The sequence below is a fragment of the Gluconobacter frateurii genome, assembly GCF_002723955.1.
Lineage (GTDB): Bacteria > Pseudomonadota > Alphaproteobacteria > Acetobacterales > Acetobacteraceae > Gluconobacter > Gluconobacter frateurii.
In genome coordinates this window covers 1,080,822-1,095,494 of sequence record NZ_BEWN01000001.1, presented here as the reverse complement: position 1 = coordinate 1,095,494, position 14,673 = coordinate 1,080,822, and the positions used below count along the sequence as shown (strand labels likewise).

Genomic DNA, 14,673 nt, shown 5'->3' with positions numbered 1-14,673 from the left:
CGGGTGCCTTTCTGGGCGTGACGGCCGATAACCTCAGTTGCCCGCCTACCACTCATTTATCTCGGGGAGAGCGGCTGTGAACGCTGTTCGTCAGGTCTTGGTTGAAAACCGTCGCTGGTATGTTTTGGACGCGATTGCGCAGATGGCAGACCGTCGTCTGAACGCAGACATTGTTCTGAAGTGCATCCGGGCCATGGGCCATCCTGCGCAGGCGCAAGACATTCAGGAAGATCTGGAGCATCTGGAACGTGAAGGCTGTGTCACGCTGGAACGCTATCCGCTGGCGCCTGGACGGCCACTCTGGGTTGCCACACTGACAGTCGAGGGCTTGCAGGCACGTGATAACGAGCGAGCCGTTCCCGGTGTCGCCTCTCGGAAGCCACTGTAAATCATGGCGCGGCCGTCTTCGATTGATCGTATGCCGGATGAGATCCGGGAGCGGATTGGCCAGTTGCGTGATGGTGGCTCAACCATTGATGAAATTCTGGCGGCATTGGCTGAACTGGACGGTGTCGAAATCAGCCGTTCGGCACTAGGACGTCATATTCAGAACCTTGACCGGCTGGGCGTGCAAATGCGTCGTTCGCGCGATGTCGCGACGGCTCTGGTCGGACGGTTGGGAGCAGCGGAAATCGGACGGAATGCGCAGCTGAATATTGAGCTGATGCACACGGCCATTCTTGACCTGTTTATGAAGGCTCAGGAGGGAGACCCGTCCGAACTGTCCAAGGGCGGACAGGCATTTGCCAAGCGCGATCCTATGGGGATTTCCCTTGTGGCTAAGGCTCTGGAGAGCTTGTCCAAGGCCAGTAAGACGGATGCGGAATATCGGGCCGAGGTTGAGCGACAGGTTCGCGAGATGCTTCAGGCGGAAGCCAAGGAAAATATTGGTGTCATCGCAAAGAAGCAGGGTCTGTCTGCCGAGACGGCAGCGGCTCTTATGGCAGGAGCGTTCGGCGTCAAATGAGCCAGCCAGTTTTCCTGCGTTACCAATCCGAGACTATGCAGGCCGTTCGGGACCACAAGGTGGTCGTGGTGGAGAAAAGCCGCCGTACGGGCTTGTCCTGGGCCGCGTCCTTCATTGCTGACATCACGGCGGCGACGGCACGTGGCGAAGGCGGCATGGACGTCTTTTATATGGGCTATAATCTCGAAATGGCGCGGGAATTTATTGATTACTGCGCCGAACATGCCGCGACGATGCAAGACGTCGTGGCGACTGTGCAGGAATCCTTCTGGCGAGATCCAGAGCACCCTGAGAAGGACACCAAGGTTTTCCGGCTGGATCTGGCATCGGGGCACAAGATCCTCGCACTTCCTTCCCGTGCGCGAGCGCTTCGAGGAATGCAGGGACTGGTTATTCTGGATGAGGCCGCGTTCCATGATGATCTGGACGAGCTACTGAAGGCCGCCATGGCGCTGCTGATCTGGGGCGGGAAGGTTCTGATCATCAGTACCCATGACGGGGATCAGAACCCGTTCAATGTCCTTGTGCAGAAGATCCGCGCCAAAAAAGTGCCGTATCATCTGATCCGGATCACGCTGGATGATGCATTGCGGGACGGCGTGTATCACAAGATCTGTGAGGCTCAGGGCATTGAATGGACGCAGGCCGGACAGGATGCCTGGCGAACCGAAATGCTGGCGTTTTATCAGGATAATGCGGACGAAGAGCTGTTCTGTATCCCGAACCCGTCTACCGGGGCATATATTCCCCTGGCGCTCATTGACGCCCGGAGCGACAAGGCCGTTCCAGTCAAGCGATGGGCCTGTGACGCGGCATTTACGCTGATGGCAGATCGCCTTCGTGAGCTTGAAGCCCGCTCATTCTGTGAAGAAGAACTTGCGCCTGTTCTGGACGGGCTGGACCCAAAAGCATCGCATGTTTTTGGCGAGGACTTCGGTCGTTCAGGCGATCTGACTGTGATCTGGGTTCTTCAGATGCGGCCCAATACAGACCGGGCGACAGTGCTGGTTGTTGAATTGCGCAACACGCCCTTCGAGCAGCAGAAGCAGATCCTGCATTATGTTCTGGACCGTCTGCCCCGTTTTCGGGCGGGTAAGATGGACGGACGTGGTAACGGCCAATATCTGGCTGAAGTGACGGTGCAACGGTACGGCTCCCGCGTTGAAGCGGTCATGCTTTCTGAGGGCTGGTACCGTGATGAGATGCCGCCCATGAAAGCGGCGTTTGAAGATGCAACACTTACGCTTCCAGCAGACCAGGAAATTCATGATGACATTCGCGCCCTGAAGCTGGTTCGAGGTGTCGCGCGTGTACCAGATCAGCGGAGCGAAGGTGGCACCGGCAAGCGGCACGGTGATGCTGCGATTGCGCTCGCCATGGCTTATGCGGCCAGCAGGGCCGATCCGGAAGAATATGGCTATCGGGCAGCGCCCTCTCCTTATGCGAGTGCGGCGGATGATGAGCGCAGAGCGGGTACTTGGCCGGTGCAGCAGGAAATAGCGGAAGAGCGGTCCAGGCGGCACACTGGCCTCGATAATTACGGCATTCGTGGGAGGCTTAACTGATGGCTCTGCTTGATGCTGAAGGGCGTCCGATCCCGCAGGATCTTCTAAAGAGGCCCGTTGCTCCGCCCACTATGGTTGGATTGAGACCAGCGGCTGTCAGCACACCAATGGCGGGAATGAATCCTGCCTCTCTTGGTAGTCTGATGCGGGCGGCCGATCAGGGAGATAGTCAGGCCTGGCAGGAAATCGCGGCAGAAATCGAGCGGCGGGATCTGCATTATCTGGGCGTTCTCGGGACCCGGAAGCGGTCCGTTTCCCAGTTGCCGATTACGGTCACGCCAGCTGATGACAGCAAGCGTGGCAAGAAGATTGCGGACTGGGTTCGGGACTGGGTTGAGACCGGAGTGCTTCGGCGTTCCCTGTTCGATATGCTGGATGCCATCGGAAAGGGCTTCAGTGTTCTGGAGATCGACTGGAAGCTGGAACCGGGGAACAACCGGCCGTGCGGTTTCCAGTTTCGCCCGCAGCGCTGGTTCGAGATCTCTTATCAAGACGGGGAAACCGTCAACCTTCGCAGTATGGAGGGCCAGAGCGCTTCGGGGATCGAGGACGGCTATCCCATGGCCGGTCTGGCAGAACTTCCCGCACGAAAGATGGTCATTCATCGACATCCCAGCTGGTCGGGACTGACAATCCAGAGCGGCCTGACGCGTGCTGTGGCTTGGGCTGTGATGTTCAAGATGTTCACGCTTCGGGACTGGAGCATCTTTGTTCAGAACTATGGCCTTCCCATGCGGATTGGCACGTATGGGCCGGAAAGCACAGAAGAAGACCGGGACGTTCTGTGGCAGGCCGTCACGGATATTGCAGGGTCCTGCGCGGCTATCATTCCAAAAGGAATGGAGGTTGAGTTTGTTGAACCGAAGGGTGGCGCGGGCTCCCATGAACTGCATCTGAGCCGTATCCGCTGGTTTGACGAACAGATTTCCAAGGCGGTGCTGGGTCAGACCGGAACGGCAGACAGCCATCAGGGCGCGCACGCCTCCAGCAAGACGCATCGGCTTGTCCAGGAGGATATTGAGCGGGCTGATGCGATGCTTCTGGCTCATACGGTCAATGAGCAGATTATCCAGGTCATGGTGGATTTCACCTTTGGCCCACAGGAAAAATATCCAATCCTTGCGATCGGCCGCCCGGATGAACCGACGCTGGATGAACTGATCAAGTTTATTCAGTATGCCGGGCCGCAAGGCTGGAAGGTTCGGGCGCAGGATCTTTATGACCGGTTAGCCCTTAACCCGCCTGAAGAAGGCGACGAGGTTGTGGGGCTTGCTGCCCAGCCGCAGCCCGTTATTGCGCCTCAGGCCAAGCCGGGGACGATCGAGCCACCACGCGACCAGCCGGGCACGGTGACGCCGCCGTCGGTCAAGCAGCCACGGGATGAGGATCAGAATGTCCAGGTTCAGCCTGCCCAGGACCCGGAACGCGTCGCGTTGCATACGCAGATCGGGAGGCTCGTGGATCTGCATGTTCAGTCCGAGGGGCCGCAGCTGATCGAGTTGATGACGCAGCGCCTGGGACGTGATGCGATGGCTGGTCTGTCGAAGATGACGGATGCCGCCCGCGAAGTGGTGGAAACGTCCGGGAGCCTGGAGGAGATGAAAGGCCGCCTGGCCGGACTGAAGTTGCCGGACGAAGAGTTTGCTGAAGCCGTCAGCACCGGCATGGCAATCGCACAACTCGCCGGACAGGCACAGATGCTTCAGCAGATGCAGCGTCGTGGCTGACGGTTTCGACCACGCTCTTCTGGATGGAGCTGCGCTGGCGCCGAGTGAGGCTATTTCGTTCTTTCGTCAGAAGGCTCTGGTGCCGACCGAGCGCTTTGGCGAGGTGATGGACAAAGCGCATTCGGTCGGATTTTCCGTTGCCGGTGCGGCTTCTCAGGCGTTGCTGACGGATCTTAAGACGGCTGTAAACCGTGCTTTGACCGATGGCACGACGCTGCATGACTTCCAGCAGGACTTCGACAGGATTGTTGCGAAGAACGGCTGGCAGCATGGTAGTGATCCGGCCTGGCGGGCCAAGATCATCTACAACACCAATCTGACGACAGCCTATGCGGCCGGTCAGTATGCCCAGCTGGCGACCGAGGAAGCACGGGATATTTTCCCGGCATGGCGCTACCGGCATCATACCTGCCCGCATCCCCGGCCGGAGCATGTTGCCTGGGACGGACTGGTTCTGGCGAACGACGACCCGTGGTGGGATACGCATTTCCCGCCGAATGGCTGGCACTGTCATTGCACGGTTGAGCCGGTCACGCGCTCGCAGCTGAAGCGGAATGGCTGGACGATTTCTGAAGCACCGCCGCTGGATCTGCGCCCCTGGAAGAACCCGGCAACCGGGCGAACGGAGATGGTCCCCAAAGGGATTGATCCCTCATTCGCGTATAATCCGGGCAAGGCGTGGCTGGACAATCAGAAGGCCCGCACGGCCGTTCAGCCGAAACTGGAGCCGAGACCCACCGCGCCACCGTCGCATCACGTGACTGTTCCAGCTGATCGGGAGGCGCAGCAGGTCAAGGATGTGGAAGCGCTGCTGAAGCCAGGGGCACATGGTGAAGTCACGGCCGGGACCATGCCTGCGGAAGTGCAGCATGTTCTGGGGTCTGAGACAGCTGACGTGATCCTGTCAGACGATACGCTGAGCAAGAATATCAAGCATGGTGAGGTCGAGCCCCATTATGTGGACCTTCCCGGCATGATCGGTGCGCCTGGCGTAGTGTTGCCAGGGAATACGCCGCTGCATGTCCGGATGGTGACGTCCCATAAGGACAAGCTGTTTAATATCGTTGTGAAGCGCACAGGAGATGGGACGAAGAACTATCTTCAGTCGTTCCAACGGATCAGCGCCAAGGATGTGCGGCGTTGGCTTCGGAAGCACTCCCCTCTGTTCGGCAGAGGGGCTGACCTTCCGGATTTTGAACAGTGATGCGACGCACGGGTGGGCCTACAAAAACCCACATGGCGCTCCTGCTCCTGAACGGGGCAGTGCTACGGCCGGTAGATTTATCACCGTGTCACCGTGCGTCGCGGTTTGGACTGTACTCCTGCGGGTAAAAGGATTGCAAGCATGGCGAGCATCAGTCTGACGGGATCATTCCAGCCCATGCGGGACACACTGGAACGCATTGCGGGCATCGGCCGGAACCCTGAGAATGTTCTGAAAGCTGTGGGGCATATCGTTCTGACCAGCACCCGGCATCGCATTGAACAGGAAGTCGATCCGCAGGGGCAGCCGTTCAAACCTCTGAACCCGCAGTATGCTTTGACGAAAGAAGGACCGGGCATTCTGCGCGGGCCAAATTTCAATGCAGGGCTGTACGGTTCTTTGACTGCTCAGGCGTCCGGACCGGTTCTGCGGTGGGGATCAAACAAGGTCTATGCCGCCGTTCATCAGTTTGGCGCGGTGATCAAACCCAAAAATGCCAAGCAGCTTTCGTTCGAAATGGGTGGCAGCCTGTTTCACAGGGGCAGCGTGACGGTTCCGGCGCGGCCATACCTCGCATTCACCTCTGAGGACCGCGAGGATGTTCTCACAGAGCTTGAAGGGTTCCTTCGGCGGGCAATGAGGCCGCGCTGACGAACCGTGGGTGCTGATTGAGTTTTTGAACACGTTTAAAACAGTTTAAGACGGGTCTAGAGCGCGTTTCAGGTCTTTCCGGTAGAACCGGAGGGGCAAAAGGGCTTTCATGGGCCTGTCGCGCGAAATATGCAGGACGGAATTTCGGGGGTATGAACCCGGACCGTTAGCAGCGCTGACACGAACCGGCAGTGTGCTGGTTCATGAGAAACCTTCATCTCCACATGACCCTGCCCGAGGGCAACGATGTTCCGCAATGGATACACCTGCTTCCTGCCGGTGACTTCCGGGGCACGGATGGTCGTGGCCCTTATACGGTACCGGATGCCGAGAAACTGATCCTGCACACCATGCAGGGACAAAAGCGGCTTGTCCTGGATGAAAACCACGCAACGGATCTGGCGGCCGTAAAAGGCGGCAGCGCTCCGGCCGTGGGCTGGATCGTCGAGCTTCAGGCTCGCCAGGACGGGATCTGGGGACGTGTGGACTGGAACCGTCGTGGCAATGCCCTGATGCAGGACAAAGCCTATCGGGGGGTTTCACCTGCTTTTGCCGTTGATGCGTCTGGTAAAGCGGTCACGCGTCTGGTTCGCGCCAGCCTGACCAACCTGCCGAACCTGACGCTCACTGAACTTCACACACAGGAGACCGGGATGAACCCCTCCGACATCGCGCGGAGGCTTGGCCTCCCCGAAAATACTCCGCAGGCAGATCTGGAAGCGGCTTTGTCCCGTGCCGGTCAGGCCCTTCAGCTTCATACACAGGTCGTCGGACTTGCTGGCCTGAGCGGTGAGCAGACCGTAGAGGCGATTGTGACGGGTCTGAAGGCCAAGACATCTGCGGTGCAGACGCATGCGCAGCAGGTGACGGCCCTTGAGGCACAGGTGAAGACACTTCAGGAACAGGCGTCTCGCACAGCGGCTGAAGCGGCTCTGAAGACTGCGGCCGATGGCGGCGCTGTCATCACCGAGGACATGAAGGCCGAGCTGATCACCCTGCATATGCAGAACCCGGCTTCTGCCGAGAAGATCATTTCTGGCCTGCCCAAGCTCGGAACCTCAGTCGAACGCCATACGCAGCGCAAGACATCCGCCAGCGACGACGACACCAAGGTGGCTGGGCTCCTTGGCATCAAGGTCGAGGACATGAAGAAAATGCGGGGTGATGTCTGATGCTGACCGCTGATCGCACGCTTCGTCAGAAGATGGGGCCACGCTCCCCGCAGTTCTCCGGCAAGGTTGCTACAGGATTTGCGCTCTATCGCAATTCCATCACGGCCGTCTGCGCAGACGGCACGCTGGTTCCGGCCGGTTCCACGGGGACGCCGTCCGCGCTGGTGGCCATTCTGGGTCTGGCGCGACACGCGCAGATCAACACGGCGAATTTCCCAGGCACAGGTCCGGGCGTTGGTGGCGATACGGCGGTGGACTGTCTGACCGGCTGTTATGACCTGCCGTTCTCCGACACGGCTCCGACCTGGGCGGACAAGGGCAAGCCTGTCTATGCGGTCGATGATGAGACCGTATCCCTCACACAAACGCCGGAGGGCGGCACGGCCCGTCTCCAGGTTGGTGTCTTTGCAGGCATCGACGCTGACGGCACGCCTTACACGGAGATCTGATCCATGGCAGAAATTTCTGGTCCTTTCATGCGGACTCTGGACGTGGGTGTTCGCACCCAGTTCAACCAGTTTCTCCAGACCGCGCCGTCGATGTTCAAGACGATTTCGATGGTTATCCCGTCCACCTCGCGTGCGAACTTCTACCCTAAGCTGGATGAAATTCCGGGTCTTCGGGAGTGGCTGGGCGATCGCGTCATCCACAGCATGAAGACTGGTGGATTTTCCATCGAGAACAAGACGTTTGAAGGCACGATCGGCATTGATCGCGACGATATCGACGATGACCAGTTCGGCATCTTCAATATCGGCGTGCAGCAGCTGGGAAAGAATGCCGGTGACTTTCCGGATCTACTCGTTTTCGGCCTTCTGAAGAAGGGCACGACGACGAAGTGCTGGGATGGCCAGAACTTCTTCGACACGGATCACGAGACGTCCGATGCGAACGGCGACACGATCAGTTACGCCAATATCAGCACCCCGCAGGGCACTGAGACGGCAGGACCAATGTGGTTCCTGTTTGATACGAACCAGCCGTTGCAGCCGATGATTTTCCAGAATCGTCGTGACTTCAGCATCACGTCCAAGACGGCGCTGGATGATGACAATGTGTTCCGCAACAAGCAGTTCCTGTGGGGAACGGACGGCCGCTGCAACGCTGGCTTTGGACTGTGGCAGCTGGCTTACGCTTCTACCCGTCCGCTGAACAGCGACACCTACGGGGCAGCCCGTGCGGCCATGGCGGGCCAACGTCGTGTCGATGGCACTCCATATGGCATCAAGCCGAACATTCTCATGGTGCCTTCTGCCCTTGAGGGGCAGGCCAACGGACTGATGACGTCCGACCAGGTTCCTGTTCTGGCTCCGGATGGCAAGACGTGGGTCAGCGGGTCCAACCCCTGGAAGGGCACCGCCAAGCCGGTTGTCTGTTCGCATCTGTAAGGGGAAAGACGCATGACTGCGAAAAAGAGCACACCGGCTGCGAAGTCGACTGATCTGCCTGATGAAGTGCTGCCACCGAGGCCGGAGGATCTGCCGGAACAAGAACTGCTGCCCCCAACGCCGCGTGTAGAGTTCCTGTCCATGCGGACGTCCGATCTGGAGCCTGTTTCGGGACAGATCATCATTGTCTCACGTCAGCCAGGGCTGCGCCGTGCTGGTGTCGTTCATCCTCCCGTCGCGGTCTATGCCGATGGGCATTTTTCCACTGATGAGATGGATGCCCTGACGAAAGAGCCTCTTCTGGAAGTGATCGAGGTCCTTTGATGCCGTACGCATCCGTCAGTGACATGATCGACCGGTTTGGTGAACGCGAGCTGATCGCGAACACCACGCCTGAAGGGATGCCGAAAAACGGTATTGATCAGGCCAAGGTGACCTTGGCACTGACGAATGCGTCATCATTGATCGACAGCTATCTGAACCGGCGTTTTGCAACACCGCTTGCAACGCCGCCGAATAGCATTGCGGATGCCTGCTGCCGGATCGCACGCTATGCGCTGGCCCAGACGGGAGCCTCCCAGCCAACGGAACAGATGCGTCTGGACCGCAAGGATGCTGTGGAATGGCTCACGCATATTTCGCGCGGGACAGTGACGTTGGACGGACAGACACCTGCCAATGAAAGCAAGTCCTGGTCCCGGATCAGTAGACGGCAGGCTATGCAGTCTGGAGGGCGTCTGTGGTGAACCGGGTATTTTCTGACAACCAGTATCCAGACATGCTGATTGCCGGGGGTTCGCTTGCGGTCGCTTTTGGGACGATCCGAAAGCGCCTTGAAGAGCTGTTTGATCCGGCGGTTTACGAGCACGCGGTTATTCCACCACGGGCGACGCTTGCGGACTGGAAAGAACTGACACGGCGCATGCCGATGGTGGGACTGGGCTTTATGGGGTGCCCGCCAGCGCAGCGGGTCGGGGCCAATTTCCGAGGGGATGCGCAATTCTATCTGGTGCTTTTGACCCGTCAGCAGCCTGGTCTGGAGGCATATTTCGGAGACGGGACACTGCCGGGCATTCTTGGCTTGAGTGCCGTGGCGGCTCTGGGGCTGCATGGCATGAAGGTCAAAGGACTTGGCACCTGCGAGGTTCGTCAGCTGACGACAACCGGCGAGCAGGAATGGCTGGAGGACAATGTGGCGTCCGTCCAGTTGCAGGTCACGATCCCCGGCCTTTCCTTTGATACGCCAGAGTACCTGGCGCAGCTCGATACACTCAAAACGCTGTCCCAGACGTACGTGGACAGCACGGGAGAAACACCGTGACGACAGTTCTGGTTCGTCCTGCGGCGGGGCGGCTTGTGCTGTCTCCGGCCGGACAGGCGGTTCCTGAGAAATTTCTGATCAATCCGGCTGATCCGTACTGGGCGCGTGCGCTGCGGGACGGTGACGTGGAGCAGGCCGATCAGAGCGACAAGCCTGTCAGTCTGGGGGCACCGGCCGCTCCGGCTACGCCTGAAGGGGGCAAGAGCAATGGTTGATTTTGTGCAGATCCCTGGTGAATGGGCCGTTCCCGGCTCCTACACCGAAATAAAGGATGTGCCGTCCCAGGATACATTGGCTGGAATGCCGTTGCGGGTCGTGATCGTTGGGCAGGTGAGCGGCGGTTCCGCTTCGGTCAATACGGTCTATCGTAACGTCACATCCGGCACTGCGGCGGGTCTGTTTGGTGTTGGCACTGTTCTGACACAGGCGATCAACGCATTCAGCACAGAGCGTTCGGATATTGTTCTGGACGCGGTGGGTGTTGCTCCTGCGACCGGAGGCGTTGCGGCCGTCGGCTCTATCACCTTCTCCGGGACGGCAACCTCTGCTGGAACCGGCGCAGTCATGATTGGCGGGAACCGCTTCACTTTTGCTGTGGCGTCCGGTGCGTCGGCTACGGCCGCCGCCGCTGCACTGCTGGCGTCTCTGAATACGCAGGCCTCCGGTGCTAACGGGACTGTCCTGAAAATTGCGTGCGGACTGACGGCGACGGTGTCAGGTGCAGTCGTCACGCTGACGGCCGGAGAAACAGGCGACGCCAGCGGCGGCAACTGTGAAATCCGCACGACGACGAGAACGGCAGATCAGGTGCCCGGCCTGACGATCGCGACCAGTCCGATGCAGAACGGTGCCGGGCTTCCGGATATTACGCCAGCGCTCCAGGCACTGGGTGAGACCTGGTATTCGGACATTGTTCTGACGGGACATGATGCTGCCAATATTTCTGCGGCTGTTCTTGAGGCGCGCCGTCGCAACAACGCGATGGTTGCAAAAGACGCGCGTGTCTGGGCGGCCTACACGGGCACGCAGGCCCAGATCCAGGCACTGGCAGCTCAGTTCTCCACGGCGGAAGAGCTTGTCCTGATCGGTGCGCAGGGTCCGTATTGGTCCCCCTGGGTACTGGCCGCAGTCTGTGCGGCACAGGGTAGCCAGTCTCTGAACAGCGATCCGTCCCGACAGTTGCGGGGTATCGCTCTGAACGGACTGTCAGGGCTAGGGCCGCCCGCGTCATCGCAATTCAGCTCGACGCAGCGCAACGTGCTTCTGACAGCAGGCTGCACGACGCTCACGCTCAATCGTGACGGAACAGTCAATTTCGAACGTGTTGTCACCACACGCCAGACTGATCCCACGACCGGACTGGCCTCAGGCGTATGGGATGTGATGATCCCAGCGATCGGAGCACGCGTCCGCTATGAGTGGAACACGTACGTCACGGCGAATTACTACAACGCCAAACTGGCTGACGACAGTTCTCCGCTGGCGAATACGCCTGGCGTCGTGACGTGCCGAACGCTTCAGGCATCGTGGGTGGCGCAGTGCAAACTCTACGAGTTGCAGGGTTGGATTGATGACGTGGCGACGCTCGGTCCGACAGCTGTTTTCAAGCGAGACACGAGCGACCGGAACCGGGTCAATTCGACGCTACCGATCAAGCCCATGGGCAGCCTGATCGTGCTGGCAAACCAACTCCAGATGCAGGTGTAACGCCGTGACGCAGACTATTGGAACAATCGCGCTCGTCTGGCGTGGGAAAACCTATGACGTCCAGAAAGGCATCCGTTTTCGGCTGCCCGGACAGCAGAACAATGACGTCAATGCCGGACGGCGGACCCTGCGCAGTCAGCAGTACAATCCGGGCATGGTTCAGGCGACGGTCCTGATCACGCCGGATGTGTCTCTGACCGAGTTTGATCCTTCCCTCGGTGAAGGGGAGCTTCAGCTTCAGGCCGATACTGGCCAGACCTGGACGATTTCGGATGCGTACGTGAAGACGTTTCCGGACGCCCAGGACAACGGACAGGCCCAGATCAACTGGACCTTCAACACCTATCAGGAACTGACATGAGCAAGCTGGCTGTCAAAACTGCCCTTTCCGTAGCGGCTGATCCTGTTCTGCCGAAATTGCCGAATGGCTGCACCTGGCAGGATGACGGCACTGTTCTGATGCCGCTGACGCGTGTGGTTAGTTTGAAGGGATCGACTTCCGAGGGCGAAAACACGGTTACGGTGTCCGAACTGGTGTTCCGTGAGCTGGATGCCGGAGACATCATCGACAGCTCCAATCTGCCGAAGGCGGGATCTCGCACGTTGTTCCTGCTGGGTGCATCCACCGGTCATTCAGGACCGGCCGGTGAGAAGGTGCTGCGCAAGCTGTCTGCCCGCGACTACATCCGTGCCACAGGCGTGATCAACGTTTTTACGGACGATGGCCCGAAGGTTGGAACGTCCTCCTAGCGGCGGTTGCTCATAACCTGAATTTTGGACGGCAGGATCTCCGGGCGTTGACGTCTGGGGAACTGCGGTTCTGGGCCGGGTCCTGTTCTGAATATGCGGACCAGGTCCGCAGAGAGACGAGCGGGGAATAATGTCCGGCACTTTGACAGCACAGTTCGAACTGACACTGCTCGACAAGCTGTCAGGGCCGGTCGAGCGGATCGAACAAATGGTTGGGCGTTTGACGTCCAGCCTGGATCGTCTGGGGCAGAACAGCGCGTTTGACAGCGTCTGGGAGCCCGTTCCGCGTTGTGCGGAGCAGACGGACGTTCTCTCTGAAGCGATGAGCCGGGCAACGGGTTCGGCTGATATTCTGGGCGAAGGGCTCGGGGTCACGGCCGCGACTGCGACTGAGGCCGGATCGGCGCTGGAACGGACGGCCATGGGGGCTACCGTTCTGGAGGAAAGTCTGGCGCGGACCCGTATTGGCACCTCTGAGGCAGTGACGGGGCTGGAGGCCGTGACGGCCGCAGCTGAACGTACGACACGGGCTGTCGAGCAGGTTCCGCAGATTGGCGGAGGGCGACGCCGGTCTTCTGAAGAAGAGGAAGAACCGGAAGGCCGGTCTCGTTATGGGCGGCGCGTTATGGACGCGGCCGGGCATTTTCACGAATCGGTGGAACGCGGTGTTGGGCAGGCGTTTGGCGCGGCTGCGGCCGGGTTCGGATTGGTCGAGCCAGTCAAAGCCGCTGCGGAATACGACAATACCATCAGGCATATCGGGATTGGTCTGGATCTGCACGGTGCGGCGAATGACGCGTTTGCGGCCGCCTTCGCAACGCAGATGGATCGTCTTGCTCGGGAAACGGGGCAGCGGGGCGAGGATCTGGCAGAAGGCGCAGGCTTCTTCTCGCGTGAGGGATATAGCCAGGCGCGCCTGAATGCTGTGATGCCAGTGGTGGCTCATATTGCCACGGCCTATAACGCGGCTCCAGACGCGGTTGCGAAATCGACATTCGCCCTTCAGGAAAACATGGGGATCAGTGACCAGCAGTTGGGTGGTGCACTGGCTTCTGTCGCACTGGCCGGGAAATCGGCTGACCTTCCGTTTGAAAAGCTGGCCCCTTTGCTGCCTCAGGTGGCCGCTGCTGCCGGTGCTCTGGGCGTGCACGGTCGATCAGGCGTGGACGATTTGGGGGCAGCGCTTGCTGTCGTGCGGAAATCCACGGGTACCGAAGGGGAAGCGACCACAGACGCACGTGCGTTTATTCAGGCCATCACCAGTCCACACACGGCCAAGCGGTTTCAACACTACGGGGTGGATCTGTTTGGGCTGGAAGACCATGCGCGGCGGCATGGTGAAGATCCGATGCTGGCAGTGCTCCGGGTGGTGGACCGGATCACGCATCGAGGACAGGATCGGAGAGCCTTGGGAACGCTGTTCAACAATGAGCAGGACCGTGGGTTCGTCCAGGCGATCCTGATGCACATGGATCAGTATGAAGAGATCCATCGTCGGACGTCTGGGGCAAACCAGAGTGTGATTGATCGGGATTTCGAGACCGGTATCAAAACGCTGAAAATTCAGACGACGTCATTTGATGAGAGCTGGGAGCAGCTGGAGCGACGTATGGGGATTGGTTTTGCGCCTATCCTGCATGGCGTGACGGTCGGCTTCCACGGGCTGACCGAGGCGATGGAGGGCTCTGACAAGCATCTGCCTGGCCTGACCACGGGCATTCTTGGACTTGCGGGTGGGTCGCTGGCAGCCGTCGCAGGTCTTGGGGCTCTTGGCGCTGTAGCAGGTCCGATCAAGGCGGGTGCTGGCATCATTACTGTTGCGCTCGAAGGGATCGGGATTGCCGGGATCGCGGCTACGGCTGAGATCGGAATCGTCGTCGGGGCGGCTGCCCTTCTCGGATATGCGCTCTACCATAACTGGGATCATATCAAGGCCGGGTTCACGTCATTTGAGCACTGGGTTGCGGGTTGGGGAGATCGGGTCAGTGGCTCGATCTCCGGGGCTTTCACGCATATGGACCCGAAGATGCCGGGATCTCCGACCATTCGCGGTCCCCTAACAGTCCCGACGACGGGGCCGGGTTGGCATGGTCTGCCTGCGCATCAGCCACTGGAAGTGCATGTGACGCATGCGCCTGGACTGGCTGTCCACGCTTCGCCCCATCCACACGTCAAAACCACCGTGCTGCCTTCGGGCGGCCGTATGATGAACAGGCCCTGA

General features: G+C 59.5%; 17 protein-coding genes. All 17 read left to right on the top strand.

The window, feature by feature from the left end; all coding sequences use genetic code 11:
• Nucleotides 1-76 precede the first annotated feature (76 nt).
• The 17 genes from GFR01_RS05160 to GFR01_RS05080 all read left to right on the top strand — a co-directional run bounded on the left by GFR01_RS05160 (nucleotide 77) and on the right by GFR01_RS05080 (nucleotide 14,673).
• The gene (locus GFR01_RS05160) at nucleotides 77-388 is read left to right on the top strand and encodes a hypothetical protein (protein WP_099181519.1); all 312 of its coding nucleotides are present in this window, start codon (nucleotides 77-79) and stop codon (nucleotides 386-388) included.
• A gap of 3 nt (nucleotides 389-391) precedes the next feature.
• Nucleotides 392-967 (top strand): phage protein Gp27 family protein, encoded by a 576-nt coding sequence (locus GFR01_RS05155; protein ID WP_099181518.1) that lies wholly within the window; start codon nucleotides 392-394, stop codon nucleotides 965-967.
• On the top strand, nucleotides 964-2,532 hold the full coding sequence (locus GFR01_RS05150; RefSeq protein ID WP_244902163.1) for a hypothetical protein: 1,569 nt from the start codon (nucleotides 964-966) through the stop codon (nucleotides 2,530-2,532). The genes GFR01_RS05155 and GFR01_RS05150 overlap by 4 nt, the downstream gene beginning before the upstream one ends.
• Nucleotides 2,532-4,259: a DUF935 domain-containing protein gene (locus GFR01_RS05145; RefSeq protein ID WP_099181517.1), complete on the top strand. Its 1,728-nt coding sequence runs from the start codon at nucleotides 2,532-2,534 to the stop codon at nucleotides 4,257-4,259. The genes GFR01_RS05150 and GFR01_RS05145 overlap by 1 nt, the downstream gene beginning before the upstream one ends.
• Nucleotides 4,252-5,463, top strand: a complete 1,212-nt coding sequence (locus GFR01_RS05140; RefSeq protein WP_099181516.1) for a phage head morphogenesis protein — start codon at nucleotides 4,252-4,254, stop codon at nucleotides 5,461-5,463. Before GFR01_RS05145 ends, GFR01_RS05140 begins: the two co-directional genes overlap by 8 nt.
• Before the next feature lie 141 nt (nucleotides 5,464-5,604).
• Nucleotides 5,605-6,114, top strand: a complete 510-nt coding sequence (locus GFR01_RS05135) for a phage virion morphogenesis protein (RefSeq protein WP_099181515.1) — start codon at nucleotides 5,605-5,607, stop codon at nucleotides 6,112-6,114.
• A gap of 224 nt (nucleotides 6,115-6,338) precedes the next feature.
• On the top strand, nucleotides 6,339-7,286 hold the full coding sequence (locus GFR01_RS05130; protein WP_167384204.1) for a phage protease: 948 nt from the start codon (nucleotides 6,339-6,341) through the stop codon (nucleotides 7,284-7,286).
• Entirely contained in the window at nucleotides 7,286-7,735 is a 450-nt protein-coding gene (locus tag GFR01_RS05125) for a hypothetical protein (protein WP_099181513.1), read from the top strand. Before GFR01_RS05130 ends, GFR01_RS05125 begins: the two co-directional genes overlap by 1 nt.
• 3 nt (nucleotides 7,736-7,738) lie before the next feature.
• Nucleotides 7,739-8,674 carry a Mu-like prophage major head subunit gpT family protein gene (locus tag GFR01_RS05120; protein ID WP_099181512.1) on the top strand — a complete coding sequence of 312 codons (936 nt, stop codon included), beginning with the start codon at nucleotides 7,739-7,741 and terminating at the stop codon, nucleotides 8,672-8,674.
• A gap of 12 nt (nucleotides 8,675-8,686) precedes the next feature.
• Nucleotides 8,687-8,998, top strand: coding sequence for a hypothetical protein (locus GFR01_RS05115; RefSeq protein ID WP_099181511.1), 312 nt, complete (start codon nucleotides 8,687-8,689; stop codon nucleotides 8,996-8,998).
• A complete protein-coding gene (locus tag GFR01_RS05110) occupies nucleotides 8,998-9,420 on the top strand; it encodes a gp436 family protein (protein ID WP_099181510.1) in 423 nt (140 codons plus the stop codon). The genes GFR01_RS05115 and GFR01_RS05110 overlap by 1 nt, the downstream gene beginning before the upstream one ends.
• Entirely contained in the window at nucleotides 9,417-9,995 is a 579-nt protein-coding gene (locus GFR01_RS05105; protein ID WP_145994555.1) for a hypothetical protein, read from the top strand. The genes GFR01_RS05110 and GFR01_RS05105 overlap by 4 nt, the downstream gene beginning before the upstream one ends.
• A complete protein-coding gene (locus tag GFR01_RS05100; protein WP_099181508.1) occupies nucleotides 9,992-10,210 on the top strand; it encodes a DUF2635 domain-containing protein in 219 nt (72 codons plus the stop codon). Before GFR01_RS05105 ends, GFR01_RS05100 begins: the two co-directional genes overlap by 4 nt.
• The gene (locus GFR01_RS05095) at nucleotides 10,203-11,702 is read left to right on the top strand and encodes a phage tail sheath subtilisin-like domain-containing protein (protein WP_099181507.1); all 1,500 of its coding nucleotides are present in this window, start codon (nucleotides 10,203-10,205) and stop codon (nucleotides 11,700-11,702) included. Before GFR01_RS05100 ends, GFR01_RS05095 begins: the two co-directional genes overlap by 8 nt.
• Before the next feature lie 4 nt (nucleotides 11,703-11,706).
• Nucleotides 11,707-12,063, top strand: coding sequence for a phage tail tube protein (locus GFR01_RS05090; RefSeq protein ID WP_099181506.1), 357 nt, complete (start codon nucleotides 11,707-11,709; stop codon nucleotides 12,061-12,063).
• Nucleotides 12,060-12,452 carry a hypothetical protein gene (locus tag GFR01_RS05085; RefSeq protein WP_099181505.1) on the top strand — a complete coding sequence of 131 codons (393 nt, stop codon included), beginning with the start codon at nucleotides 12,060-12,062 and terminating at the stop codon, nucleotides 12,450-12,452. Before GFR01_RS05090 ends, GFR01_RS05085 begins: the two co-directional genes overlap by 4 nt.
• A gap of 130 nt (nucleotides 12,453-12,582) precedes the next feature.
• Nucleotides 12,583-14,673, top strand: a complete 2,091-nt coding sequence (locus tag GFR01_RS05080) for a phage tail tape measure protein (protein ID WP_099181504.1) — start codon at nucleotides 12,583-12,585, stop codon at nucleotides 14,671-14,673.

Coding starts and splice junctions, on each gene's coding strand:
- GFR01_RS05155 (WP_099181518.1), top strand. CDS start 392: ATGGCGCGGCCGTCTTCGATTGATCGTATGCCGGATGAGATCCGGGAG.
- GFR01_RS05150 (WP_244902163.1), top strand. CDS start 964: ATGAGCCAGCCAGTTTTCCTGCGTTACCAATCCGAGACTATGCAGGCC.
- GFR01_RS05145 (WP_099181517.1), top strand. CDS start 2,532: ATGGCTCTGCTTGATGCTGAAGGGCGTCCGATCCCGCAGGATCTTCTA.
- GFR01_RS05135 (WP_099181515.1), top strand. CDS start 5,605: ATGGCGAGCATCAGTCTGACGGGATCATTCCAGCCCATGCGGGACACA.
- GFR01_RS05130 (WP_167384204.1), top strand. CDS start 6,339: ATGACCCTGCCCGAGGGCAACGATGTTCCGCAATGGATACACCTGCTT.
- GFR01_RS05125 (WP_099181513.1), top strand. CDS start 7,286: ATGCTGACCGCTGATCGCACGCTTCGTCAGAAGATGGGGCCACGCTCC.
- GFR01_RS05120 (WP_099181512.1), top strand. CDS start 7,739: ATGGCAGAAATTTCTGGTCCTTTCATGCGGACTCTGGACGTGGGTGTT.
- GFR01_RS05115 (WP_099181511.1), top strand. CDS start 8,687: ATGACTGCGAAAAAGAGCACACCGGCTGCGAAGTCGACTGATCTGCCT.
- GFR01_RS05110 (WP_099181510.1), top strand. CDS start 8,998: ATGCCGTACGCATCCGTCAGTGACATGATCGACCGGTTTGGTGAACGC.
- GFR01_RS05095 (WP_099181507.1), top strand. CDS start 10,203: ATGGTTGATTTTGTGCAGATCCCTGGTGAATGGGCCGTTCCCGGCTCC.
- GFR01_RS05085 (WP_099181505.1), top strand. CDS start 12,060: ATGAGCAAGCTGGCTGTCAAAACTGCCCTTTCCGTAGCGGCTGATCCT.
- GFR01_RS05080 (WP_099181504.1), top strand. CDS start 12,583: ATGTCCGGCACTTTGACAGCACAGTTCGAACTGACACTGCTCGACAAG.